At 62.4% G+C, this 23,041-nt stretch carries 21 protein-coding genes, 1 tRNA gene and 1 pseudogene; 17 read left to right on the forward strand and 6 right to left on the reverse strand.

Annotated features, from left to right (window positions below; genetic code table 11):
• Positions 1–50 precede the first annotated feature (50 nt).
• From J7I86_RS02735 to J7I86_RS02785, 11 genes and pseudogenes are all read left to right on the forward strand, one after another.
• A tRNA-Ser gene (locus J7I86_RS02735) sits at positions 51–140 on the forward strand.
• A 156-nt stretch (positions 141–296) separates the two neighbouring features.
• Positions 297–707, forward strand: a complete 411-nt coding sequence (locus J7I86_RS02740) for a response regulator transcription factor (RefSeq protein WP_214815287.1) — start codon at positions 297–299, stop codon at positions 705–707.
• 158 nt (positions 708–865) lie between these two features.
• Positions 866–1,357 (forward strand): hypothetical protein, encoded by a 492-nt coding sequence (locus J7I86_RS02745; protein ID WP_214815289.1) that lies wholly within the window; start codon positions 866–868, stop codon positions 1,355–1,357.
• A gap of 154 nt (positions 1,358–1,511) precedes the next feature.
• Positions 1,512–2,069, forward strand: coding sequence for an SRPBCC family protein (locus J7I86_RS02750; protein WP_214815291.1), 558 nt, complete (start codon positions 1,512–1,514; stop codon positions 2,067–2,069).
• Between the two features lie 103 nt (positions 2,070–2,172).
• Positions 2,173–2,793: a hypothetical protein gene (locus J7I86_RS02755; RefSeq protein WP_214815293.1), complete on the forward strand. Its 621-nt coding sequence runs from the start codon at positions 2,173–2,175 to the stop codon at positions 2,791–2,793.
• Positions 2,794–2,916: 123 nt separating this feature from the next.
• Positions 2,917–3,651, forward strand: a complete 735-nt coding sequence (locus J7I86_RS02760; protein ID WP_214815295.1) for a YcnI family protein — start codon at positions 2,917–2,919, stop codon at positions 3,649–3,651.
• Positions 3,652–3,755: 104 nt separating this feature from the next.
• On the forward strand, positions 3,756–4,412 hold the full coding sequence (locus tag J7I86_RS02765; RefSeq protein WP_214816799.1) for a DUF4232 domain-containing protein: 657 nt from the start codon (positions 3,756–3,758) through the stop codon (positions 4,410–4,412).
• A gap of 55 nt (positions 4,413–4,467) precedes the next feature.
• Positions 4,468–9,405, forward strand: coding sequence for an ATP-dependent helicase (locus tag J7I86_RS02770; RefSeq protein ID WP_214815297.1), 4,938 nt, complete (start codon positions 4,468–4,470; stop codon positions 9,403–9,405).
• Positions 9,398–10,228 carry a DNA-formamidopyrimidine glycosylase family protein gene (locus tag J7I86_RS02775; protein WP_214815299.1) on the forward strand — a complete coding sequence of 277 codons (831 nt, stop codon included), beginning with the start codon at positions 9,398–9,400 and terminating at the stop codon, positions 10,226–10,228. The genes J7I86_RS02770 and J7I86_RS02775 overlap by 8 nt, the downstream gene beginning before the upstream one ends.
• A 126-nt stretch (positions 10,229–10,354) precedes the next feature.
• Positions 10,355–10,621: pseudogene (locus tag J7I86_RS22595) on the forward strand (STAS domain-containing protein); the annotation flags it as partial.
• Positions 10,622–10,980: 359 nt separating this feature from the next.
• Positions 10,981–12,009, forward strand: a complete 1,029-nt coding sequence (locus J7I86_RS02785; protein WP_309476649.1) for a glycosyl hydrolase — start codon at positions 10,981–10,983, stop codon at positions 12,007–12,009.
• 21 nt (positions 12,010–12,030) lie between these two features.
• On the opposite strand, the gene J7I86_RS02790 is transcribed toward J7I86_RS02785, so the two are convergent.
• A complete protein-coding gene (locus J7I86_RS02790) occupies positions 12,031–13,086 on the reverse strand; it encodes a LacI family DNA-binding transcriptional regulator (RefSeq protein ID WP_214815301.1) in 1,056 nt (351 codons plus the stop codon).
• A gap of 310 nt (positions 13,087–13,396) precedes the next feature.
• Between J7I86_RS02790 and J7I86_RS02795 the strand changes: the two genes are divergently transcribed.
• The 3 genes from J7I86_RS02795 to J7I86_RS02805 all read left to right on the forward strand — a co-directional run bounded on the left by J7I86_RS02795 (position 13,397) and on the right by J7I86_RS02805 (position 16,663).
• Positions 13,397–14,710, forward strand: coding sequence for an ABC transporter substrate-binding protein (locus J7I86_RS02795; RefSeq protein ID WP_214815303.1), 1,314 nt, complete (start codon positions 13,397–13,399; stop codon positions 14,708–14,710).
• Between the two features lie 83 nt (positions 14,711–14,793).
• Complete coding sequence (locus J7I86_RS02800; protein ID WP_214815306.1) at positions 14,794–15,735, forward strand: carbohydrate ABC transporter permease; 942 nt, start codon at positions 14,794–14,796, stop codon at positions 15,733–15,735.
• Positions 15,719–16,663, forward strand: coding sequence for a carbohydrate ABC transporter permease (locus tag J7I86_RS02805; protein WP_286179240.1), 945 nt, complete (start codon positions 15,719–15,721; stop codon positions 16,661–16,663). Before J7I86_RS02800 ends, J7I86_RS02805 begins: the two co-directional genes overlap by 17 nt.
• A gap of 3 nt (positions 16,664–16,666) precedes the next feature.
• Here J7I86_RS02805 and J7I86_RS02810 read toward each other — a convergent pair whose 3' ends face one another.
• Complete coding sequence (locus J7I86_RS02810) at positions 16,667–17,296, reverse strand: YitT family protein (RefSeq protein WP_214815307.1); 630 nt, start codon at positions 17,294–17,296, stop codon at positions 16,667–16,669.
• 61 nt (positions 17,297–17,357) lie between these two features.
• On the opposite strand from J7I86_RS02810, the gene J7I86_RS02815 reads away from it, so the two are divergent.
• Positions 17,358–18,821, forward strand: coding sequence for a PLP-dependent aminotransferase family protein (locus J7I86_RS02815; protein ID WP_214815309.1), 1,464 nt, complete (start codon positions 17,358–17,360; stop codon positions 18,819–18,821).
• On the opposite strand, the gene J7I86_RS02820 is transcribed toward J7I86_RS02815, so the two are convergent.
• The gene (locus J7I86_RS02820) at positions 18,818–19,312 is read right to left on the reverse strand and encodes a DUF4188 domain-containing protein (RefSeq protein WP_214815311.1); all 495 of its coding nucleotides are present in this window, start codon (positions 19,310–19,312) and stop codon (positions 18,818–18,820) included. The genes J7I86_RS02815 and J7I86_RS02820 overlap by 4 nt on opposite strands.
• Positions 19,313–19,400: 88 nt before the next feature.
• Between J7I86_RS02820 and J7I86_RS02825 the strand changes: the two genes are divergently transcribed.
• Positions 19,401–19,988: a TetR-like C-terminal domain-containing protein gene (locus J7I86_RS02825; RefSeq protein ID WP_286179241.1), complete on the forward strand. Its 588-nt coding sequence runs from the start codon at positions 19,401–19,403 to the stop codon at positions 19,986–19,988.
• Here J7I86_RS02825 and J7I86_RS02830 read toward each other — a convergent pair.
• Together J7I86_RS02830 and J7I86_RS02835 are read right to left on the reverse strand one after the other, a co-directional pair.
• On the reverse strand, positions 19,985–20,677 hold the full coding sequence (locus J7I86_RS02830; RefSeq protein WP_214815313.1) for an SRPBCC domain-containing protein: 693 nt from the start codon (positions 20,675–20,677) through the stop codon (positions 19,985–19,987). The two genes, J7I86_RS02825 and J7I86_RS02830, sit on opposite strands and share 4 nt — an antisense overlap.
• Positions 20,670–21,332, reverse strand: coding sequence for a helix-turn-helix domain-containing protein (locus J7I86_RS02835; protein ID WP_214815315.1), 663 nt, complete (start codon positions 21,330–21,332; stop codon positions 20,670–20,672). The genes J7I86_RS02830 and J7I86_RS02835 overlap by 8 nt, the downstream gene beginning before the upstream one ends.
• 150 nt (positions 21,333–21,482) lie before the next feature.
• Here J7I86_RS02835 and J7I86_RS02840 point away from each other — a divergent pair, with 150 nt between their 5' ends.
• Positions 21,483–22,412: an RluA family pseudouridine synthase gene (locus tag J7I86_RS02840; RefSeq protein WP_214816809.1), complete on the forward strand. Its 930-nt coding sequence runs from the start codon at positions 21,483–21,485 to the stop codon at positions 22,410–22,412.
• Positions 22,413–22,426: 14 nt separating this feature from the next.
• On the opposite strand, the gene J7I86_RS02845 is transcribed toward J7I86_RS02840, so the two are convergent.
• Entirely contained in the window at positions 22,427–22,921 is a 495-nt protein-coding gene (locus J7I86_RS02845) for an Lrp/AsnC family transcriptional regulator (RefSeq protein WP_309476650.1), read from the reverse strand.
• Between the last annotated feature and the right edge of the window lie 120 nt (positions 22,922–23,041).

Genomic DNA, 23,041 nt, shown 5'->3' on the forward strand with positions numbered 1-23,041 from the left:
GGGGCCTCGTTTTGGGGAACCGGGCTCAACTCCGGTACCCTATTTCAGTTGGTGACGTGTCCGAGCGGCCGAAGGTGCAACACTCGAAATGTTGTTTGGTGTAAAAGCCAACGTGGGTTCAAATCCCACCGTCACCGCCAATGAGAAAGGCACTGCTTCCCTTTGTTTATAAGGGAAGCAGTGCCTTTTGCATGCTCATCGAAAGGCGGGATCCCGGCGCTTTGAGAGGCCCAAAGCCGCAAGACCAACCCCTCGTGGCAGCTGATCCGCCGTATGCTGTTCCCAGAGGGGGTCCCGTGAGTTCACAGAGAGTTTGCGTTGTTATCGAAGACGATGCCGACATTCGTGATCTCATCGATCTGATACTCACTGATGCAGGCTTCGAGGTACACGCCGTGGAATCAGGAACCGAAGGGATCATCGCCGTCGATCGGCTGAAGCCATCGCTGATCACCCTGGATCTGGGCCTTCCCGACATGGACGGCAGGGAGGCCGCACGCCTGATTGCTGCCATGTCCCACGCGCCGATCCTCATGATCACGGCGTTCGCTGAACGGGATGATGAACTTCACGGCATTGCCTCAGGAGCCAAGGCGTACCTGATCAAACCCTTCAGGCCCCGCCAATTGCGTGAGCTCGCTCTGCGTTTGAGCCCTCTGGAACTCGCGGCGAAGGCAATTTCAACGGATACGTGCAACACTCCCTGAGCGGAAAAGCACAACTTCCTATGGTCTCCGCCGCGGTGGCCCATCGACGCCGCACGTCGAGGGGCGACATCTCGGCACTTTGGGAGGCCCATAGTGCCGAAATCCAACCCCTCGACGTGAGGCGTCGGAATCTATACTCGGATACGAAGGGGGAATGTATGCGTCGCCGCATCACAATATTTGCCATCACTGCTGTTTCAGTTGGACTGACCGTGGGCTGCTCCGCCCCCGCCCCGCTTGAAGTGGACCCTGCGAAAACGTCGGTGGAATACACCTTTAGGGACAGTTCCGTTCCGCCTCAGTACCACCGAAGCTACGTAATTAAGGCCTCAAACACTGAAGCCACCATCACAGTGGATTCTTACGGCGACGTCCTTCGTCAGGAAACTGCGGCCATGCCTGCGGAGACGTGGACCCGGGTGATGGACCTCGTTCGCAGCCTGCCGGAGAGGACCAAAGACATTAAGACTCCTAAACCTGGCTGCGCAGGTGGCACTGCCTCGAAGATCTTGGTCCGGGAAAGCGAGCAGGAGCGCTACTCCCAACGCATTGAAAACTGCGGTGGGGGTCCGGGGGCACCCCTGACGGACACAGCGGTCCCACTTACAGCTCTCTTCGATATGAACGATCTGTTGAAAACCGGCATGTAGCGCGTCGAGGGGCGGGATCTCGGCACTTTCGAGGCTTGAAAGGCGCGAGATCTAACCCTTCGGCGAAGCTAGGCGTAGATTGAGCCCGGATGCCGTAAGACACCCCAAGATCCGTTAAGACACCCTCGGAACCGCACTGACCGCGGAGGCAACAATGGCCGGGACCACTAACAAGGCAGGCAAAAGCACCGACTACGCGTTCGTCACTGTGTGGCGCGTGGCGGGCGCACGTCAGGAAGTGCTGGATATCCTCGGCGACGCAGGCGCCCTCAGGCAATGGTGGCCCTCCGTCTACCTCACTGTGACGCCAATAGCCCAAGGTGGCCCGGATGGCGTGGGTGCAAGCTTCGGCCTGCACACCAAAGGCTGGCTCCCCTACACGCTCAAGTGGCAGCTAACAGTCACAGAACCCGTAACCTTGGACGGCTTCGCGCTCACGGCCAAAGGGGATCTCAACGGCACGGGCCGCTGGACCTTTGAGCCTGACGGACCCGAAGTGGTCATCACCTACGACTGGCGGGTCAGTGCAGCCAAGCCTTTGCTTCGCCGCCTGAGTTGGCTCCTCAAACCGGCGTTCTCTGCCAATCATCACTGGGCCATGGCACGCGGTGAGGAGAGCCTGAAACTTGAGCTCCGGCGTCGACGGTCCGGATCCGCCACAAACATCCCGGCGCCGCCGAAGCCAACGTTTGTCCGGTCCTTGAAGGGGTAAGCCGAACTATCCACATACGGACCCATCCGGGTCCTGCCTGGCACCGAACTCCCGATAGAATCAAGACGCCGATCAATCAGCAGCCACAGATGAGGGAGGACCCGTGCGCACATCGCAGACCCGGGCACCCTTTCATGCGTTGCGGTCGGGCGCCATCTCGATTGTGGTGGTTCTTCTCGCCGCAGCGGCCCACCTTGTGGGCGGCGGAGAACTTCCCACAACACCGGTACTCCTGGCGCTCGTCGCGCTGACGGCCCTGGCTGCCACGCTCGCCACCAGGTTCAAGCTGAATCTTGTCACCATGGCCGGGATCCTGGGCGCGGGACAGCTGGCGCTTCACGAAGCTTTCACAGCCTTGGGCCCTATATCGGCCAGTGTTCAGGAAACAAGGCACCACCTCGCCGCTGAACCCTTAAGCTCCGGGCTGGACATCGCGGCTACGCATACCCACGAGCTCGGCACAGCCTTCGGCATCATGATGTTCGTGGGCCACGTCATTGCCACCGTTGCTACTGCGGTGGTCCTGGCCAAGGGCGAAGCTGCTTTGTGGCAACTGGCCGCCTGGCTTCGGCCACTGCTCACCCTGCCCACCTTGGTGTTCAGGCCCGACGCCGGCGCCTCGCCTGTCGCGGCGGGCGCGCCTGACGTCTTTATCCCCCGCCCCTGGCGGAACCTTAGGCAAGACAGGCGCCGCGGACCGCCCGCCGTCGTCGTACTTCCTTAGTTCCGCCCGGCACCTTCCGCGCGCAAGAAATCGCGCGCTGCAACAGCACAGCCTTTGCATGGTGACGGGCCTCAAACCCCTACCCCGCGCCGCAAAATCCGGCGCTCCCGAAAGGCACTTCCCATGAAATCCCTCATTCGCCGCACTCTTTCTGCTACCGCTGTCGCTGGTGGAACAGCCGCCCTGATGATGGCCGGTATCGCAGGTGCATCGGCTCACGTTGGCGTCGACCCGAACAAGACTGCAGCAAACTCCTACGCACTGTTGACGTTCAGCGTTCCTCACGGTTGCGGCACGTCCGGAACCACCAAGGTTGCCATCAGCCTCCCCGAGGAACTGACCGACGCGACCCCCACCGTGAACCCGAACTGGACCGTGGAGAAGGTGACGGAGAATCTCGCCGAGCCCAAGAAGCTGGAAGATGGCACATCCATCACCAAGCGCACCAGCCAGATCGTGTACACCGCAAAGGCCCCACTGGACCCTCACATGCGCGATGCCTTGGTTCTCTCGGTGAAGTTGCCCGATGCCGCCGGCAAGACCATCTACTTCCCCACTTTCCAGACCTGCGAAACGGGCAAGACGGATTGGATCGAGATCCCCAAGGACGGCCAGAGCGAGGATGACTTGAAGTCACCCGCACCGGCGATCGCCATCACCCCGGCGGACGCCGCGGGAGACCACCACGCCGCGGCTGCTGAGTCCACCGAACAAGCCTCCGCTGTGACCGACGACGGCTCGCAGGCGCGTAGCTGGGCGGGTCTGATCGCAGGCATCGCTGGCTTGGGGCTGGGCGGCGCTGCGTTCTTCCGCAGCCGCTCCGCCAAACCGGCAGTGGCCAAAGCAGACAATAAGTAGTTGACGCCGGATTGGCGCCCGGAAGATCACAATCCGGGCGCCAATCCGCACTCATGGCCGTGGCTGAATTGACTCGGATCAGGGCCGGGGCAAGGCTGGTGCCCATGTGGACTCAGCGCATCAAAACCGGTCTTGTGACGACGACGGCAGCCGCTGCGCTGCTGCTTCTTGCTGCTTGTGGGCCAAGCCCCAGCCCGTCGGGAACCAGCAGTGCCCCGCCAACCTCCTCGACGCCGTCGGCCTCGTCACCCTCGGCCTCAGCGACGTCGAACCCGCCTTCTCCAACAGCCACGACGTCGCCATCCCCCTCGGCGACAGCAACCTCCGCTGCACCCGCAGCACCCGCGCTGTGCAAGGCGGCATCCCTCACCGCGGCAACCGACGCGACCGGTGGCGGTGCGGCCGGAAGCATCTATGAGAAGTTGATCCTGACCAACTCCGGCAGCACCCCTTGCATCCTGGAGGGCTTCGCGGGAGTCTCCCTGACTGCCGACGCCAACGGTGAACCGATCGGTGAACCAGCCACGCGCGAAACCACAACCCCGGTGACCAAAATCGAACTGGCCCCAGGGAAGTCGGCGTGGGCCGAAATCCGCTACACGCAGGCCGGCAACTACGGCGACTGCACTAAGACCCCTGCAGCCGGTTTCCGGATCTACCCGCCGAATGACACGGCGTCACTGTTCATCCCGGAGCCGCACGATGCCTGCAGCAACGCCGGCATCAAGCTTCTGACCATCACGGCTTTCCAGGCAGTCTGACCGTCTTCCCACGGCTCCGGCTTATTCTGTCGGAGCCGTGGGGCATGATGGAGGGATGCAGGAGCCGCAGGCGTCGGATGGCGCTATCAGCCGTTTCAGCCGGGCAACCAGGGAATGGTTCCTCGGCGCTTTTTCCGAGCCCACACCCGCGCAGGATGGCGCGTGGAACGCGATCTCCTCAGGCTCCCATGCCTTGGTGGTGGCTCCTACAGGTTCCGGCAAAACCCTTGCTGCTTTCCTGTGGGCCCTCGATCGCCTCCATTCCACGCCCAGTGACACGCTGCCGGGTCTTGAAAGTGTCCCGGCCAACGGCAAGGGCCGGGCCAAGCGCCCCAAAACCAAGACGCGCGTCCTCTATATTTCGCCACTGAAGGCACTGGGCGTGGATGTGGAGCGAAACCTCCGCGCACCCCTGATCGGCATCACCCAAACTGCCAAACGTTTAGGGCTCCCCGCACCACTGGTGACCGTCGGCGTCCGTTCAGGAGATACGACGGCGGCCGATCGCCGCACGCTGTTGACCAACCCGCCGGATATCCTCATCACTACTCCGGAATCCCTGTTCCTCATGCTGACGTCCCGCGCCCGGGAAACGCTCAGCGAAGTGGACACCATCATCATCGATGAAGTGCATGCTGTGGCCGGCACCAAGCGTGGCGCACACTTGGCCGTATCCCTTGAGCGGTTGGATGCGCTGCTTCCCAAACCCGCCCAGCGGATCGGTCTCTCGGCCACGGTCCAGCCGCGCGAGCTGGTGGCCCAATTCCTGGCTGGCCAGGCTCCGGTGGAAATTGTGGCTCCGCCATCCAAGAAGAACTGGAACCTCACGGTCACGGTCCCTGTGGAAGATATGTCTGACCTGCAGGGTGCTGCCGGCGCATTCGACTCGGGGCCGGCGTCCGGTCTGCAGCCCCAGGCATCCATCTGGCCGCATGTAGAGGAGCAGATCGTGGATCTGGTCCTGTCCAAGCAGTCAACTATTGTCTTCGCCAATTCCCGTCGGCTGGCGGAACGCCTCACCGCCCGGCTCAACGAGATCTACGCCGAACGCCAGTTGATGGCGGTGGGCGGTAGCGAGTGGGCCGCTCCTGACGCGGCCCCTGAAGCGAACATCGGGGTCCCTGTCTCCACGGCCACTCCCGCCCACATGATGGCTCAGGCCGGAAGCACTACCGGCGCTGATCCTGTGCTGGCGCGTGCACACCACGGCTCAGTGTCCAAGGATCAGCGGGCCATGATCGAGGACGACCTCAAGTCCGGCAGGCTCCGCTGTGTGGTTGCAACATCGTCCCTGGAACTGGGCATCGATATGGGCGCGGTGGACCTGGTGGTCCAAGTGGAATCGCCCCCGTCTGTAGCCAGTGGTCTGCAGCGCGTTGGACGTGCCGGACACCAAGTTGGCGAGATCTCCGAGGGTGTCCTGTTCCCCAAGCACCGGGCTGACCTCCTCCACACCAGCGTCACCGTTGAGCGCATGCTCAGTGGGCAGATTGAGCGATTGAGCATCCCGGCCAACCCACTGGACATTCTGGCCCAGCAAACAGTGGCCGCCACGGCCTTGGGCAGCATTGATGTTGAGGACTGGTTCAGCACTGTCCGTCGTTCAGCGCCGTTTGCGAGCCTGCCCCGCTCAGCGTTCGAGGCCACCCTGGACCTCCTGGCCGGCAGATACCCTTCGGACGAATTTGCCGAACTGCGGCCCCGCATCATCTGGGACCGGCACGCAGGAACCATCGAAGGCAGGCCCGGTGCGCAGCGCTTGGCAGTGACCTCTGGTGGAACCATCCCTGACCGGGGCCTGTTTGGCGTGTACATCATCGGCACGGAAGTCGAAGGGTCAGCCTCCCCCGGAAACACAGACGGATCCGAGCCCACTGCTTCCGCCCGTGCTGCCAAGGGAGGACGCCGCGTTGGCGAACTCGACGAAGAGATGGTTTACGAATCCCGGGTGGGAGATGTGTTCGCACTCGGTGCCACCAGTTGGAAGATCGAGGACATCACCCACGATCGCGTGCTGGTCTCCCCCGCATTTGGGCAACCCGGCAAGCTTCCTTTCTGGAAAGGCGATTCCCTCGGCAGGCCCGTGGATCTGGGCCGTGCACTGGGCGCCTTCATCCGGGAACTGTCGGCCGCGGATGAGGGCCCTGCCATGGAACGCTGCCAGGCCAGCGGGTTGGACGCCTTCGCTGCAAGCAACCTGATCCAGTACCTCAGGGAGCAGAAAGAAGCCACGGAGATTGTCCCCAGCGACCGAACCTTGGTGGTGGAACGGTTCCACGACGAACTCGGCGATTGGCGCGTAGTCCTCCACAGCCCGTTCGGCATGCCTGTTCACGCCCCGTGGGCACTTGCTGTGGGCCAGCGCCTGCACCAGCGCTACGGCTTGGACGGATCGGCCATGGCAGCCGACGACGGAATTGTGCTGCGGGTGCCCATGATGGAAGATGAGCCACCCGGCGCCGAGCTATTTCTCTTCGACCCGGAGGAACTCGAACAAATCGTCACCGCTGAAGTAGGCGGCAGCGCCCTGTTCGCATCCCGGTTCCGCGAGTGCGCCGCCCGTGCGTTGCTTCTCCCCCGGCAGAATCCGGCCAAGCGTCAGCCTTTGTGGCAGCAACGCCAACGGTCTGCCCAATTACTGGATGTCGCCCGGAAGTATCCTTCGTTCCCCATCGTGCTCGAAACAGTGCGGGAATGCTTGCAGGATGTTTACGATCTTCCCGCGCTCAAAGACATTGCGGCATCTGTGGAGCGCCGGGAACTGAGGATCGTGGAGACCACCACCCAGCAGCCCTCCCCTTTCGCGAAGTCCCTGCTATTCGGGTACGTGGCGCAATTCCTCTACGAGGGCGATTCCCCCTTGGCGGAGCGCCGGGCTGCCGCCTTGGCCCTGGACTCCACGCTCCTCAACGAACTCCTGGGCCGCGTGGAACTGCGCGAACTTCTGGATGCCGAGGTCATCGACTCAACGGAATTGGAGCTGCAGCGCCTCAGACCGGACCGACGTGTTCGTGGCATGGAAGGCGTGGCCGATCTCCTGCGGCTGCTGGGCCCGCTCAACGTTGAAGAAGTAGCCGAGCGGCTCCAAGGTCTTGAGCAAACTGAGAGCCTGGAACACCTCGATGAGACCCCGCCGGCCGCCCATGGCAGTGCCGAGGACGCAGGGTCACACCTCGCGGCATTGCAGAAAGCCAACCGCTCACTGAAGGTCACCATCGGCGGCGTCGAGCGTTTTGCTGCCATTGAGGACGCGGCACGTCTCCGCGACGCAATCGGCGTTCCGCTGCCCATGGGTGTGCCCCTGGCCTTCATTGAGCCTGTCACTGATCCTTTGGGCGACCTTGTTTCCCGGTACGCGCGAACCCATGGCCCCTTCACTGCCGCTGAGGCTGCGGCGAGGCTGGGGCTTGGCGTCGCGGTAGTCAACACGGCCTTGAAACGGCTCGCTGACGACGGTCGCGTGGTGGAAGGCGAATTCCGCCCCCACGCGGTGGCCGAGCAGCCTTCGGAGGCAGCCGACGCAGCGCTCATGACCATAGACGCTCCACCGTCCAGCGAGTGGTGTGACGCTGAGGTTCTGCGGAAACTGCGGCGTCGTTCGCTCGCTGCGCTGCGGGCCGAAGTGGAGCCCGTGGACACGGCCGCCTACGGTCGGTTCCTGCCGGCTTGGCAGAACGTGACTGCGCCGGGTAAGTCCCGAAGCCAGGCATTGCGGGGGCTGGACGGCATCATCACGGCAGTGGACCAACTATCCGGTGTGCCCATCCCGGCATCCGCGTGGGAACCCCTGGTGCTCGCGAGCAGGGTGGCGGACTACAAACCGGCCATGCTGGACGAACTCATGGCAGCCGGCGAACTTCTCTGGTCGGGGGCCGGGTCTCTGCCGGGGAACGACGGTTGGATCAGCCTCCATGTGGCCGATTCCGCTGAGCTGACGCTCAACCCGGATCCCGAATTCGAACCCGGCGACGCCCAGCAGCGGCTCTTGGAACACTTCAGTGCAGGTGGTGGCTACTTCTTCCGGCAACTCACGGACGTGGCCGGCGGTATGGATGCGGTGTTGAGCGACGACGCCGTGGTTTCTGCCCTCTGGGACCTCGTCTGGGCCGGCCGGGTGACAGGCGATACTTTTGCTCCGGTGAGGGCCATGATCGCCGGCGGGAAGACCGCGCACCGGCAAGTAGCCAAGGCGCCGAGGGCCCGGGCCCCACGCATGAGCAGGCTGGGCCGTTCCCATGGGACGGGGTTGTTGGGCTCTCCCGGGCTAACGGGTGGTCGTTACGGCTCAGTGACAGGCGGCATTGCTCCTGCCCCGCCGTCGGCCGTGGGCCGCTGGTCAGCGCTTCCCGCGCCGGAATTGGACCCCACTATCCACGCCCGCGGCACCGCTGAGCTTCTACTGGACCGCTACGGCGTGGTCACCCGCGGATCGGTCATGGCAGAGAACATCATCGGCGGATTCGGGCTCATGTACAAAGTCCTGGCCCGTTTGGAGGAGGCCGGCCGTTGCCGCCGCGGTTACTTCATTGAGCATTTGGGAGCCGCCCAGTTCGCCGTCCCGGCTACGGTGGACCGCCTTAGATCCTTCACTGAGGATGCGCGCATCTCAAAAGCCGAACCGTCCGCGCTTGCCCTTGCCGCGACTGACCCCGCCAACCCTTACGGCGCTGCTCTTCCGTGGCCTGCTCTTTCTGTCGACGCCGGTTCCGGCCACCGTCCCGGGCGTAAGGCCGGAGCGTTGGTGGTGATGGTCGACGGCGCGTTGGTCCTTTACGTCGAACGCGGCGGCAAGACTCTGCTTACCTTCAGCCAGGACGACGCAGTGCTGACCGTTGCGGCACAGGCACTGGTAGATGTGGTGCGCCGCGGTGCCGTGGACAAACTTTTCATGGAGAAGGTCAACGGCCACGATCTCCTGGAAACTCCGATCGCCGTTGCCCTCGCGGCCGCGGGGGCCTACTCCACTCCGAAGGGACTCCGGATCCGTGCCTGAAGGCGATTCCATTTGGCGGGCTGCGTCGCGGCTGAACGAGGCGTTGGCCGGAAAGACCATCAAGGCCTCCGATTTCCGTGTGCCCCGCTTTGCCACCCTGAATCTGGCGGGCTGGACCATGACCGAGGTTGTTCCCAGGGGCAAGCACCTGCTCATGCGCCTGACTGGACCCGTTGATGAGGAACCCGGCGCCAGTAGGAAACCTCGTTCCCTGACCATCCACTCCCACCTCAAAATGGAAGGGAACTGGATGATCTACCCGCCAGGAGGTCGCTGGACGAAACCCGGTCACACGGCACGGTGTGTGCTCCGCACGGACTCGGCCGACGCCGTCGGGTTCTCATTGGGCATCCTGGAGGTGGTGCCCACGGTTGAAGAAGAGAAGATCGTCGGGCACCTCGGGCCGGACCTGCTCGGCCCCGACTGGGACGAGGAAGAAGCGTTGCGCAGGCTTCGTGCCGAACCGGACGTCACCGTGGGATTTGCGCTGCTGGACCAACGGAAGCTCGCAGGCATCGGCAATATCTACCGATGCGAGTCGTGCTATTTGTCCGGCATTCACCCTGCCCTGCCGGTAGGAGAAGTTCCTGACCTTCCCAAGACCGTCAGGGACGCCAAACGCCTCCTCGGCGAAAATCTGGGCCCCGGGCGGCGGACCACCCTGGGGCCGCGCGCCCTGCGTCCCGGGTATTGGGTGTATGGCCGGGAACGTCAACCCTGCAGGCGCTGTGGCGCCACCATCCGCCGCGGCCTTCTGGCAGGACCGGACGGTACAGAGGAACGGGACATCTACTTCTGTCCGCGGTGCCAACCGGCCCCCTAGTCAAAACCCCAAAGAACCGGCCGGACCCGGCCACCTAAATGCCAGCCAGGTCCGGCCAACCACCGCCGCGACGGCTGCGCGCGCCTGCCAGTCCGGCCCGCTCAGCAAGGAGCGACCCCCATGTCCATGCTTTCCCATGCCCCGAATACCACCTCCACAGCGTTGAAATCGGTGGATCTGACCATTACCGGCACCTTGAATGCGACTACCGTCCTCGCTACTCGCCAAGCATCCGCGAAAGCCGCCGCGGACGGCCCCATCCTTGTTTTGCTCGATGTCGCTGAGGTGACATCAGTGGGAGCGTCAGGCGTCGCAGGGCTGCTTGAGGTACTGCACCTGCTCCGATCGCGGGGCGGCGATCTCCGCCTTTTCGGCAGTTCCGACGACCTGGAGGGAACCCGTCTTCAGGCCCATCTGGGTCACATCGCCCGTATCTACCCAAACCGCCAAGACAGTCGACGGCGGCGCAGCACTCGGGCGGCCACGCGGACTTGCGCCCCGCTCCAGTTGGCGGAACCTCCTCGGGCGTCGCCGTCGCTCCCTCCGGTGGGGCTGACCGTGGCGCAGGCTCCTCCCACTTTCACGGGACACCCGAACAGAAAACGCCGGCGGGCCAGCCTGCTCATCCCCTTGATGGTGACTGCCCTGGCTGCCACGGGGTTAAGTTTTGCTTCCAAGGAAGTGGTGCCGGTAGTCCAAGCCCTATCCCTTTGCAGGGCCGGAGATGCTTCACCCTCATTCCCAAGGATGGCGTGCTTCTGGGCGTTAACCTGGATTGGGACTCGGAGACGTTGGCCGAGCACCGCGAGAACCTCGGCCATGATCCTGCGGTGGTGGTGCAGTTCTCGGATATCCCCTATGACGACGAAACGTGGGCGCACACCACCAATGCCGTTACTCAAGTCCGTCCTACCGGTGGCGTCCTGCTCCTGACACTGGAACCGCATGGCGGCTTGGAGACCATGAGTGATGAAGCGATCGACAAGTTGGCCACCGACTTACGTGCCATCAACGATCAGGGGACGCCCGTCGTCGTACGTTTTGCGCATGAGATGAACGGTTCCTGGTATTCCTGGGGCCAGCAGCCGCTGCGTTACGTGGAGGTGTTCCGCAAGGCGGCCGCTGCGATTCATGCCGGGGCGCCGGGCACGTCCATGATGTGGGCACCGAACTATGGCGGCGGCTACCCGTTTACGGGGGGCCGATTCGCGGCACGTCCGGCCACTCCGGATTTTGCTGCACTGGACACAGACCATGACGGCACCCTCACCATGGCCGACGATACTTACGCGCCCTACTATCCAGGGGACGACGCCGTGGATTGGGTGGGAGTTTCGCTTTACCACTGGGGCAACCAGCGGCCTTGGGGGAACAACGACATCTCGGAGGCCGGCAAGTTCCTGGCCATGCTGACCGGCTCTTATAGCGGCACGGCCGGCGATGACAGTTCCGTCCCGGATTTCTACCAGGTGTACGGAGTGGACCACAACAAACCGGTGGCCATCCCGGAGACGGCAGCCATCTTCACCCCGGCCCGCGGCGGTGCATTCGAAGTGGACGTCAAGCAGTCGTGGTGGCGCCAGGTTTTCTCCGCCGAAACCCACCTGAAGTACCCGCAGTTGAAGATGATCAACTGGTTTGAGTGGAACAAGTACGAGATCGAAATTAACGACGACGACGTCGACTGGCGGAGCGCTGGATCGCCCGCCATCCGCGACGCGCTGGCCCAGGACCTGCCGGACTGGTTGCGCTACGGCGAGGATTTGGAGGCGTGCCGCTAGGCCGCAGGCGCGGCCACTTCCTCAAGCGCTTGGGAGTCGCCCGCCATCCCCGTCCCCAAATCCCGTGGACTCCCGTTGGACGATCCTGAAGCCGGATTTCACGGTTTTGGGTGCCGCCCTCGCATCCTTTTCCTGAATCCGGTTCACGAGCAGAGCCACCGCGGTTTCGGCAATCTCGTCCCTGCCGGGATCCACGCTGGTCAGGGACGGCAACGAAAAACGGCCTTCATCAAGGTTGTCGAACCCAATAACGGCAACGTCGTCAGGAACCCGCAGGCCGTCCTGGGCAAGTGCACGCAGAGCACCCAATGCAAGGGTGTCGTTGAGGGCGAACACCGCGTCGAACTCAACGTTGCTGGCACGGAGCCGTCGAATTGCGGCCACCCCTGTTTCCCGGCGCCAGGACCCGCCCCTGACCACAAGCCGCGGATCAATCCCGATGCCGGAGTGTTCCAGTGCCTGGCGGTAACCGCGCTCTCGCAGGTTGGCCGAGCTCGCCTCGTCAGCTGGTTGTTCCGGGGCTCCAATGAGCGCGATCTTGGTCCGGCCAATACCCAGCAGGTGCTCCACGGCTGCCCGTGCCGAGGATGTGTTGTGCATGGTCACGTGGTCCGTTGGCCCACCGAAAATCCGTTCGCCGAGGAGGACCAGGGGATCATCTGTAGTGAGGACATCCACGTCCTGCTGGCCAATGGCGGCGGGACTGAAAAGCAGCCCGTCGATGAACCGCATTTGCCCGCCTGAGAGCGTGGCAATCTCCAGTTCACGGTCCCCGTTGGTCTGCTCAATCACCACGCGCAGACCTCTCTTGGCAGCGGCGCGGATCACCGAGTCCGCCAGCTCAGCAAAGTACATCTCGCGGAGGGAAGGAACGGCGAGACCGATCACACCTGTCTTGCCTGAACGGAGTCCGCGGGCCGAGAGGTTGGGCCGGTACCCCATTTCGTCTACGAGGCGCCTGACCCTGAGCCGGGTTTCGGGTCCCACCTTTGGGTTGTCGTTGAGCACGTTCGACACCGTCTTGATGGAGACACCTGCCGCCCGGGCGACGTCATGAATCGTCGGATTCACATTCATCCGCGTCCTTCCCACCCCGCAGCATCTCCGACTGGGGCACTGCCTAGATCATAGCCTCGACGCACTTTCCGCCATTTCCTTGACGGTCCATTGTGCTCCGCTTTAGCATGAGGTTCAACGTTGTACCCACCCAGTGATCTCCCTGCGAAATCAAGAGTGCTGCCCTCGAGGCAGCCAAGGGTGGCGGAACACTACCCAAAGTCGCCCGCCTTGCCCGTGTTTAGCCCATAGGTACAACGTTGTACATTCCACCGACCATGGCGGCACTGGCGATTCCTGGTCAAAGATCACCGATACGAAGGAGTATGCAATGCCGAAGAAACGTCTTAGGGCCGCGGCAGCAATTGCTGCCTCAATTGTGGCCCTGGCCGGCTGCGCGGGCGGAGAAAGCACTTCGCCCAATGCCGGGGTTCCCACCGACCAACCCATTACCCTCACAGTCTGGAGTTGGGACGGCACGGTCAAAGAAGCTGTTCCGGGATTCGAAAAACTCCACCCCAACATCACCGTCAACGTGGTTAATGCGGGCTCATCCACCGACGAGTACACAGCCCTGGATAATGCCATTCAGGCTGGATCAGGGGTACCGGACATCGCCATGTTCGAGTACTTCTCCCTCCCCCTTTTCGCCATCCCCGGGAAACTCAGCGACCTGTCTGAGTTTGGGGCCAAAGACCTGGCGAAGGATTACGTAGAGGCGGCTTGGGGCAATGTGACGATCGATGGGAAGCCCTATGCACTTCCTTCCGACTATGGGCCCGCAGCAATGTTCTACAACCAGTCGGTACTTACCCAGGCTGGGGTCGCTGCGCCACCGACAACGTGGGACGAGTTCTATCAGGCCGCCAAGAAAGTGCGGGCACTGGGCGGTGACCACTACATCACCAATGATTCTGCGGATATCTTCGTGCTAATGTCCCTGATGTGGGAAGGCGGAGGCCGTCCGTTCAAAGTCAACGGCACGGACGTCACCATTGACTTCAAAGACGCAGGCAGCAGCCGCGCCGTTGCTTTCTGGCAGAAACTTCTCGACGAGGACCTCGTCAACACGAAAATCACCAACTGGTCCGATGACTGGAACCGCGGCCTGAACGAAGGAACCCTGGCCACTCAGCTCATCGGCGGCTGGTTCACCTCGACTCTTCCCGAACGCGCACCGCAGGCCGCCGGGAACTTCCGTGTGGCGCCGCTCCCCCAGTGGGAGGCCGGCGAAACATCCGGTGCGGAAAACGGTGGCAGCGCCATGGCGATTCCCGCAGCAGCGCAAAACAAGGCAGCAGCGTACGCCTTCCTCGAATACTTCACACATGGCGACGGCCTCCAGTCGCGGATTGATGCAGGGGCATTCGTCCCGAACCTGTCAAACCTCAATAACGAGAAATTCCTAAGCGCCACGAACCCCTTCTTCGGTGACCAGAAGTACAACCAAGTCCTGGCGGATGCGTCGAAGAACGTGGCAACAGGCTGGCAGTACCCACCGTTTTTCGGCTGGGCACGCACAAGTTATGAGGACGTATCCGCTCCCCTGTATGACAGCCGGCAAGGGACGCTGGCAGACGTACTGGAGACCTGGAAGCAGCGCAGCATCGAGTACGGCAACGAACAAGGATTCTCGGTCCGTTAGGGGTCTGCGGTGCCGCGCGCCGATGACCGCGCGGCACCGGACCCATCCCCGTTACACCAGATGAAACATGAAAGCAGGGCCCCATGAGCCGACAGCTGCTCACCCAACGAACATCGGTTTCAGACGTTGTAGCCGATCACCAAACCTTCCGAAAGCCAAAGCGCCGAAACGTCGGCCTGGCGTTCATTGCACCCTTTAGCGTGTTGTTCCTCTTCGTCTTCATTGTTCCGATTGGCTACTCGGCCTACATCAGCATGTTCCAGAACAAATTGATCGGCGGAAAAGTCTTCATTTGGTTCGACAACTACATCAAGCTTTTCCAAGACAGCCAGTTCTACGATGGCGTGATCCGGGTGGTGCTCTTCACTGCCATCCAGGTCCCCATCATGCTGTTCAGCGCCATTGCCCTGGCACTGGCCATCGACTCCCTGCGGCTTCACGGTTCAAGGTTTTTCCGCATCATAGTGTTCCTTCCCTACGCCATTCCCGCGATCGTCTCCACTTTGATGTGGGGATTCATGCTTGGCATCCGTTACGGACTCATCGGAAGCCTTAACAAGGCAGCCGGAACCTCATTCAATCCATTCGCACCGGAAACCACCATGATCTCCATCGGCGTGATGGTCACCTGGGGTTTCACGGGCTACAACATGCTGATCTTCTACGCAGCCCTCCGCGCCGTACCCCGTGAACTCTATGAGGCGGCAGCAATAGACGGAGCCACAGAGTTCCAGATAGTCCGGCATATCAAGCTCCCGGCATTGCGCAGCTCACTCATCGTCACGATTATTTTCTCGATCATCGGAACTTTCCAGCTCTTCAATGAACCCAACATTCTCACCACGTTGGTATCCAACAGCGGAATAACGTCCTACTACACACCGAACATGTACGCCTACAGCCTTGCTTTCACTGGTTCCCAACAGGGATATGCAGCGGCACTTGCCTTAGTCATGGCCGTCTTCACCATTGCCATTGCCTATGCAGTTCAGATCAAGGGAATGAAGAATGCCTTCAACAAGTAGCCCCACCATGTCCGCACCCAGCACGGGCAAACCGGCCCCGAGGCTTCCCCTGGAACGCCCGCGCAAGCTGTACACCTTGGCGAACCCCAGGAAGAGCCTGTCGCTAACAATCGTGACCGGGTTGTTCGCGCTCTACTGCATTGTTCCCATGCTCTGGCTGGTCATCAACGCCACAAAATCCCAGCAGGACTTTGTTTCTTCCTTCGGGCTCGGTTTCGGTGGCCACTTCGCATTGTGGGACAACGTGGCCCAAGTCTTCACATTCCAGGACGGAATCTTTTCGCGCTGGCTCCTAAACACGGTTCTGTACGTAGTGATCGGCGCCGTGGTGTCCACGTTCCTGGCGGCACTGGGAGGCTACGCACTTGCCAAACATGACTTCGTTGGCCGGCGTGCGTTTCTCTTGATCGTGCTGGGTTCCATCTCAGTTCCCGGCATCGCACTGGCCATTCCGCAATTCCTGCTCTTTGCCCAGCTGGGAATAACCAACACCCCGTGGGCCGTGCTCATTCCATCCTTCATCAATCCGTTCGGCCTTTACCTCATGTGGGTCTTTTCCGATCAGGCCGTGCCTACCGGCTTGATCGAGGCGGCCCGGATCGATGGCGCAGGAGAACTGCGCATCTTCCTGCGCATCGCATTCCCCCTGCTTGCCCCGGCCACGGTGACGGTGTTGTTGTTTTCCTTTGTGTCCATCTGGAACAACTACTTCCTGCCCCTCATCATGCTGAAAGACCCGGCATGGTATCCACTCACCATCGGCATCAATCAGTGGAATAAACTCGGGTCCACCGCAGGAAACGGCGAGTTGATTCAAAACCTCGTCATTACCGGTTCCCTACTCATGATCATCCCGTTGATCGTCGCTTTCCTTAGTCTTCAGCGCTACTGGCAGTCCGGTCTCTCGATGGGTGCCATCAAGGACTAAACGTCAGGCAGCGGGAGCGGCCTCCACGGCGTCCGTGGGGGCCGTCGCTTTCGCACGTTCCGGAACCATGAACTTGGGAAGCAGTACCTGCACGATTGGGCCGATGGCCAGGGCGTAGACCACCGTACCAACACCGACGGAACCGCCCAGCAAGAAGCCCACGGCGAGGACAACTACTTCGATGCCGGTGCGGACCAGCCGCACGGACCACCCGGTTCGGCGGACCAGTCCAGTCATCAGCCCATCACGGGCACCGGGGCCAAGGCGGGCACCGATGTAGCAGGCGGAGGCGATGCCGTTGAGGATCACAGCACCGGCGAGCATGGCGATCTGTCCGCCCAAATGTGTGAACTCCGGGATGAGCCATAGCCCCAGATCGGCGAAGAGTCCCACGAGGACCGCGTTGGCAATGGTTCCGATCCCTGGCATCTGCCGGAGCGGGATCCACAGGAGAAGGACCAGGAAGCTGACTGCGATGACCACAACACCAATGCTGAACCCGGTCTTTTCGGAGACGCCTTGGTGGAACACATCCCAGGGGTCCAAGCCAAGCCCGGCGCGGATGAACATGGCCAAGGACATGCCATACATCGCAAGGCCGATCAGGAGTTGAGTGATTCTTCGGGTCATCATGAAATACATCATCCAAGAGAACTGGCCTTGTATTCCATAGCCAGTTTGGAATACTGGTCTTATGTCCGGATCACTGAACCCCACAGCACTCGTCCGCCTCCTGGGCTCTTGGAATTCCGGCACCCTGCCCGCCTACCGCGAGCTGGCCGACGTCGTGCGTTTGCTGGTGATGGACGGCCGCATCCCGCTGGACGTCGCCCTTCCCAGCGAGCGGGCGCTCTCCCAGACTCTCGGCCTCAGCCGCACCACCGTCACTGCCGCGTATGCGAGCCTGCGCGAACAGGGCTTCCTCACCGCCGGACAGGGCAGTCGCGGGCGGACGTGCATCCCCCACCGCACCGCGCCAGCGAGCGCGCCCGGACTCGCGGTTCCCGAGGGCCTTCTGGACCTGGCTTATGCGTCGCTCCCGGCGGCCGGCGAGGTAGTGCACCGGGCTTTCGCTGACGCACTGACCGAGTTGCCTGCGCTCCTGCCCGGGTTCGGGTATGACGCCGTGGGCGTTCCCGCCCTCCGAGAAGCCATCGCAGAAAAGTACGCGTCGGAGGGGGTGCCAACTACCCCTGGCCAGATCCTTGTTACCTCCGGCGCGCAGCACGCCCTCAACATCGTGCTGCGGACACTGGCCGGAAAGCAGGACCGGGTCCTGGTGGAACACCCCACGTACCCCAACGCCCTGGACGCCATCCGCGCCGCTGGTTGCAAGCCGCTTCCGGTCGCGTTACCTGTACTACGGTCGAGTACTTCGCCCGCCTGGGATATCGATGCCATGGTGGCCACCATGAACCAGCAGCGCCCTGCCGTGGCCTACTTGGTGCCGGACTTCCACAACCCCACGGGGCGCATCATGTCGGACCTGCAGCGCCGGCGCCTTACACGGGCGGCCGCCGCTTCCGGGACCGTGTTGGTAGTGGATGAAACGCTGCGCGGGTTGAATCTCGACGGCGTCCGCACCGCGCCGATGTCATCCTTCAGTCCCGCGGTGGTTTCCATCGGTTCGCTCAGCAAGTCGCACTGGGCGGGGTTGAGGACCGGGTGGATCCGGGCGGACGAGGCCTTGATTGCCCGTTTTGTCTCCACGAGGACCGTTATGGATCTTGGCGGGCCGGTAGTGGAACAACTGGCCGCGGCGCGTTTGGTTCGGTCGTTCGCCGAACCGCTTGATGCCAGGCTCGAGGAGCTTCGGCACAACCGGGAATCGCTGCTGGGGTTGCTTGCCGAGCACTTACCGGAGTGGGAGGTGGAACGGCCACGCGGCGGCCTCACAGTATGGTGCCGACTTCCCACGCCATGCAGCACTGCCCTGACTGTGCTCGCCCCCGACTTTGGCGTTCGCTTGGCGGCCGGACCCCGTTTTGGGGTGGGTGGCGCGTTCGAGCATTACGTGCGCGTTCCGTTCACCCTGCCCGCCGCACAGTTGGAGTTCGCAGTCGGTGCGCTTCGCGCCGCTCAGGACAAGCTCGACGCTTCACCCCACCTCCGCAGAACCCTGAAGGCAGAGCAGCCCGCTGCCGTCGCGGTCGCCTAGGCTGCTGAAGGCCGCGTCCCGCCCATGCGCTGCTTGGCCGTATTGCTCCCGGGCCCCACCGGAACATGGGTGGTGGCCTTGGCCAACCCGAAGAGCGGCATGCCGTTGTACACCACTTCAATACCCGACGCCGGCACTTGGTACGTCTCGTGCCACACACCAATATCGCCGCTGCCCGCGATCTCCTTCATGAACTTCCGCCAGGGCCCCAGATGCGGCGAATCCTTGTCCGCGGCGAAGCGCCTCAAATGCTCCGGGCTTTCCCAATAGCTGAGCAGGATAGTGGTCCGCCCGAACCACTGCTCGCTGCCGAGGAGACCGGCGTCCGGGTTCTTGGCGAGGTGCTGCATCATGGTGGGCATTGCCGCCGCAACCTTGGCCACTCGAGCCAGTTTCCACCACCTGTTGGCCCGCATCCCAACGAGGAAGACTGTCACCGTGTCACGCCCGGTATCCGCAGTGAAGCGGCCGGGGAAAATGCCCTGTGCCATAAGCATCCTTCAGTTGGGAAACCGACAAGTACCGGAATCCGGGTTTGGTAACGCTGTTATGAAACAATGTTATGAAACACTTGAGGGTATGGCAAGACCCGTAATTCATGATCAGCACGTCCAGGACCGTCTACTGGCGGTGACCGCCGAGCTAGTGGACCGCGAAGGGCCGGCCCGAGTCACCCTCCGCGATGTAGCCGCTGCCGCCGAAACGTCCACCACGGCGATCTACTCGCTCTTCGGCGGGAAAGCGCAACTGTTGACGGCCGCCGTCGACGACGGTTTTCGCTCCTTTGGCGAGTCCCAACGCGAGGCAGCCAAGGGCGGGCTGCTGGCATTGGGCCGGGCCTACCGGGTCTGGGCGCTGGAACACCCGGCCCTGTACCGTCTGATGTTCGGCGGGGCGCTGGCCACCTACGTTGGTTGCAGTCCGACGCCGGAAGTCGCCTCCGACTCGATGCTTCCCTTGGTGGAGGCGGTAGTCGCCGCACAGTCGGCCGGCGCACTGCGCAAGGACAACCCTGCACTGGTAGCCATGGCCATCTGGGGCCAAGTCCATGGGCTCGTCAGCTTGGAGCTGGCTCAGATGAACGATCCCGCCACCGACTGGGCCTCCATTTACGAGGCCGCCCTGGAATCCGTAGCTCGGGCCTGGGCGGCCTCACCGGAGTTTTAGGCGTACACCTTTTCCAGGAAAGCACCCCAGGTCTTCGCCGTGAGTTCCGAATCGCCGGAGCGACTGAACTCGTGCACCGTCATGCCAACCGGAGCACCGAAAGTGTTTCGGCCGAAGAAACGGTACATGGTGTCGGCAGTCCGGAGGCCCAGGAAGTTCTCGTTGGAAAAGTCCACTTCCCCGCTCAGCCTGCCCACGCCGTCGACGTCCACATCCACTGAACTACCGGCGGCCGCACCTTCCACGCCAAGGGCCTTCTTCAGCCGCACGAAACCATCCGGGGTCTGCGATGACGCCGGGGCTTGGATATCCGTGAAGACCACAGGCCAGCCATCGAAATACTGCAGGTACTGACCCAGGGTGTGCAGGTAGAACTCGGTGTGCTTGCTGGCGCCGTCGTATTGCTCGTCCCAGTTGTCGGCAAAAATCCCGCTGTGAACGTAGTGCAGCTTGGCGCGGCCGCCCGGGAGAGGCTCAAGGACGTGCTCCAACTGGTTGAACCAGCCGTCAGGGCCGTCCATCCGGGACACCAAGTGGCTGGGGTATTCCTCGGTGGTCTTGACGTCGGGCCACTGATCCGTGGGGAACATCCACGCGGGAGTGTCCTTAGTGACCGCCTGCCACACCCGCTCGGGGGTGCCGGGCAGTTCGACGTCCGCTTCGATTTCGAATTTCCGGTTGTCAGTCATTGCTTTGATCCTTTTCTGCTGATTGCTCCGGGGAGGCTTGTGGTGAGGGATTCTTGAGTGCGGTGGCTTTAAGTGCAGGGTGGAGCACGACGACGAGGCGGTGCCTGCGCGCGCCGCTCGCCACCGCGGTAGCACCGCCGTCGTGGTACTTGTCCACGAGTTTGGTCACTGCAACGCCGAGTTCTTCCGCGAACGCTGCGCGTTCAGCGGCAGAACGGAAAGTGATCTCGCCGTCGATCGCGAAGCTGGCCAGCTTCTTCTTGGCCACGGCAGCCCCGGCGATGAGTTTTCCCATCTCCTGCACGGTGCGGGAGGCCAGGGACAGCAACCAGAAAGCCGAAAAACGGTCGGAGAAGCGCCGGGGATCAGGCGCCACGGACGCCAAGGCGACGGGAGAGATCAGGTAGGACGCCGCTGTCGCACGCAGTACGCGCTCGGTGACGTTGCCCTTGCGTCGCTCTTCCACCAACTCCACCAGGCCATGGCGCTCCAGGGCTTTGAGGTGGTAGTTCACCTTCTGCCTGGGGAGCCCCACCTTCGCTGCCAGTTGCGTGGCGGACGCCGGTTCGACGAGTTCCTGCAAGATACGGGTACGGATAGGGTCCAGCGAGGCTTCCGCCGCAGCCGGGTCCTCGATCACTTCGATGTCCAACATGCTTCAAGCATGGGTACCGACAACTTTTATTGTCAAGATTTTTTTATTCGTCGGTAGCTCTTCCGTTGTGAGGCCCGCTTTGCGTGCTCCGCGTGCGCGTCGGGGCGCAGAGCGGGCCCCGCAACGCATCGCCGGTAGAATCGTCAGGTGATGCAATCCCCCCTCCCCGTGCGCGACGGCGTGAACGCGACCCGCCTGCGCCTACCGGACGAGGGGCCGTGGACCACAGCCATGGACTACATGATGCATCGATGGGGACATATTGATCCCCAAGGAATCGAGGACCGGTTCGACGCCGGCGAGATCGTAGGTGAGGGCGGTGTTCCGCTCGACCGCAGCACCAAGCTGGAGGACCACACCTTCATTTGGTACTACCGCACCCTCCCGCCCGAGACGCGGCTGCCCGTGGAAATCAGCATCCTCCACCAAGACGAGCACATCCTTGTAGTGGACAAGCCCCACTTCCTCCCCACCACGCCCGGCGGCACCTACATCCAGGAATCCGCACTGGTCCGGCTCCGGAACCTGCTCCACATTCCGGACCTCATCCCCATGCACCGCCTGGACCGCATGACCGCCGGCCTCCTGTTGCTCTCCACCAACCCCGAAACCCGCGGCAAGTACCAGGTCCTTTTCGAGAAGCGCCAGGTCCAGAAGGAATACGAGTGTGTGTCCGCCGCGACGCCGGCTGCAGGTTATCCCGCCGTCGAGTTCCCAACAGTGGTCCGCAACCGCATGACCAAGTCCCGCAGCTACCTGCTCGCCGAAGTCATAGATGGCGAACCGAACGCTGAAACTCGCATCGAACAGACAAAAACGTTCGACGCCGGAACCCACCAGCGCGCGCTGTACCGGCTGGAGCCGCACAGCGGAAAGACGCACCAACTCCGGGTGCACATGGCCTCGCTCGGGCTGGGGATCGTCAACGACACTTTCTATCCGGAACTGCTGGACAAGGCCCCGGATGACTACAGCAAGCCGCTCCAACTGCTGGCCCGCGGCATCACTTTTGTGGACCCCATCACCAAGCACCGCGTGGAATACCGCAGCCAACTGGAGCTCAGCGAAGCCCACGGCTGACCTTCCCGGGAAGGTCAGTCGCCTGGCGTCAGGTGATCAAACACCAGGTTCGTCTGGGTATTGGCGATCGCAGGGTCCGAAGCCAGGTGTACGGCGATGAAATCCCTGAGTTCTTTGGGGGTTGCGCAAGCAACGTGCATGAGGAAGTCCTGGTCACCAGCCAAGAGAAACACGCTCTGGACGTTGGGCAGTGCGCGCAGGCGCTGACCGATGGCAAGCATTTTGTTGCGCGCTTGGGAGTTCACCCGCACAGAGATCAACGCATAAACCAGCAAACCAAGTGCCTCAAGATCCACTGAAGCGTGGAAGCCCCGGATAATCCCCGCGTCTCGTAGTGCCCGAACCCGCCCCAGGCACGTGGACGGCGCAACTCCCGCTTTTGAGGCGAGTACGTTGTTGGGAATCCTGGCGTCCGCCATGAGCTCTTTGAGGATCAGGCGGTCCGTATCGTCCAGCCGAACCCGGTTCGGAAGGGACCCCTGCGGACGGGACGTGGGTGAATCAGACACTAACGCACCTCCAATATTTTTGTGATGCTTCGAAATCCTTGGCACCGCTCTGAGCTGGATTCTATCTTGAAGCGATTTGCAGAATCGACGAGGAGGTCGTTGTGGGCAGTTTCGATGAAA

The sequence above is a fragment of the Arthrobacter sp. ISL-95 genome, assembly GCF_018613695.1.
Classification (GTDB): domain Bacteria; phylum Actinomycetota; class Actinomycetes; order Actinomycetales; family Micrococcaceae; genus Arthrobacter.